Origin of the sequence: Streptomyces sp. NPDC048417 (assembly GCF_040651615.1) — a bacterium.
In the GTDB taxonomy this organism is placed as follows: Bacteria; Actinomycetota; Actinomycetes; order Streptomycetales; family Streptomycetaceae; genus Streptomyces.
This window is the reverse complement of sequence record NZ_JBEZKI010000090.1, coordinates 1-1,428: the sequence shown is the minus strand read 5'-3', so window position 1 is coordinate 1,428 and position 1,428 is coordinate 1. Positions and strand designations below refer to the sequence as shown.

At 70.2% G+C, this 1,428-nt stretch carries 1 protein-coding gene; it reads left to right on the top strand.

The genetic code is table 11. The annotated features are described in order from the left end of the window. Positions 1 to 207 precede the first annotated feature (207 nt). On the top strand, positions 208 to 1,410 hold the full coding sequence (locus tag AB0D59_RS51100; protein WP_362580088.1) for an IS110 family transposase: 1,203 nt from the start codon (positions 208 to 210) through the stop codon (positions 1,408 to 1,410). Positions 1,411 to 1,428 lie beyond the last annotated feature (18 nt).

Below are 1,428 nucleotides of genomic sequence, written 5' to 3'. Positions count from 1 at the left end.
CTCCGTAAGTTGTTAGGTGGCCCGGGAGGGCCGGATGTGGCTTATGGGGTCTTGCCTTCAGTGGCTTCTCAGGAGTGGCCGTCCGGCTCTCCGGGGCGCCCTGGCTGCTGATTGAGATGTGCGCGCTTCGTGCGGTCGCTGATTACGGAGATGACAGCGGGGTGTTCCTCGGGCCGACGGCATGCCGGATGGTGCGAGGAGGGGCGAGTGAGCAAGCGGAAGGCCCAGGTCTGGGCCGGTGTCGATGCAGGAAAAGGCCACCATTGGGCGGCGGTGGTCGACGAGACCGGCGCGACGCTGTGGTCGAAGAAGGTCGACAACGACGAGTCGGCGATCCTGACAGCGCTCGGCGAAATCCTCGACCTGGCGGACCAGGTGCACTGGGCGGTGGATATCTCCGGGACATCCTCCGCGCTGCTGTTGGCGCTTCTCGCCGCGCACGGCCAGAGGGCCGTCTACGTGCCCGGACGCACGGTCAACCGCATGTCGGGCGCCTACCGGGGCGAGGCGAAGACCGATGCCCGCGACGCCTACGTCATCGCCGAGACCGCCCGCCACCGCAACGACTTCGCCACGATCGACGTGCCCGCCCAGCTCGCCGCCGACCTCGCTCTGCTGACCGCCCACCGCTCCGACCTCGTGGCCGACCGGGTACGGATGATCAACCGCCTGCGCGACGTGCTGACCGGCGTCTTCCCCGCGCTGGAACGGGCCTTCGACTACAGCTCGCACAAGGGCGCGCTGGTCCTGCTGACGGGTTACCAGACTCCGGCGGCTCTCCGCCGCCGCGGCCGGGCAAGGCTGACGGCCTGGCTGGCCAACCGCAGCGTGCGCAACGCCGATGCCGTCGCCGCGACCGCGCTGGAGGCCGCGCAGGCCCAGCAGACCGCCCTGCCTGGCGAAGACGTCGCCGCCCAGATCGTCGCTGACCTGGCGGCACAGATCCTTGCCCTGGACGACCGGCTGAAGCGCGTCGACAAGCAGATCCGCGAAACCTTCCGCAGCCATCCGCAGGCGGAGACCATCGAATCCCTGCCCGGCATGGGCCCGATACTCGGCGCCGAGTTCGTTGTTGCAGCCGGCGACCTGGCGGCCTACGCCGACGCCGGCCACCTGGCGTCGGCGGCCGGGCTGGTGCCCGTCCCGCGCGACTCCGGCCGCCGCACCGGCAACCTCCACCGGCCCAAGCGCTACAGCCGCCGCCTGCGACGGGTGCTCTACCTGTCCGCGCAGACCAGCATCATCCGCGAGGGGCCGAACCGGGACTTCTACCTCAAGAAGCGCGGCGAGGGCTGCAAACACGTCCAGGCCGTCATCGCCCTCGCCCGCCGACGGGCCAGCGTGCTGTGGGCGCTGCTGCGTGACGGACGGGTCTTCACCTCCGCCCCACCGGTCACGCAGGCGGCTTGACTTCGTCATTGAGACTCC